We start from the raw sequence: 424 nt of genomic DNA, 5'->3' as shown, positions 1-424 counted from the left end.
CGTGATCCCAGCGGTGAACGATACCAACGAAAACGGTACGCCAGATGCGGATGAACTTGCAGCAGTTGAAGACCTTGTAGCAGAAGCAGAAGCAGCATATGCAGCAGCAGAACAAGCTCTTGCAGATGCCCTTGCAGATGATGCTGTGACCCAAGCAGAAGTTGATGACTTAACTCAAGCCCTTGCAGATGCACAACAAGCGAAAGCAGATGCACAAGCAGCGGTGGATGCAATTGTTGACGACTTCCCAACCGAAGCGGGTGACTTCCAAGACCGTCTAGATGCCTTGACTGATATCGTGATCCCAGCGGTGAACGATACCAACGAAAACGGTACGCCAGATGCGGATGAACTTGCAGCAGTTGAAGACCTTGTAGCAGAAGCAGAAGCAGCATATGCAGCAGCAGAACAAGCTCTTGCAGAT

The 424-nt window shown here is 50.9% G+C and carries 1 protein-coding gene; it reads left to right on the top strand.

The genetic code is table 11. The features are described from left to right. Window positions 1-13 precede the first annotated feature (13 nt). Window positions 14-424: GA-like domain-containing protein (locus CYK47_RS15320; RefSeq protein ID WP_213072442.1), on the top strand; the 411-nt coding region annotated here is incomplete at its 3' end.

This window comes from Acinetobacter sp. B51(2017) (assembly GCF_003711395.1).
Classification (GTDB): Bacteria; Pseudomonadota; Gammaproteobacteria; order Pseudomonadales; family Moraxellaceae; genus Acinetobacter.
The sequence above is the reverse complement of the archived record's forward strand: the minus strand, read 5'-3'. Positions and strand labels throughout refer to the sequence as shown.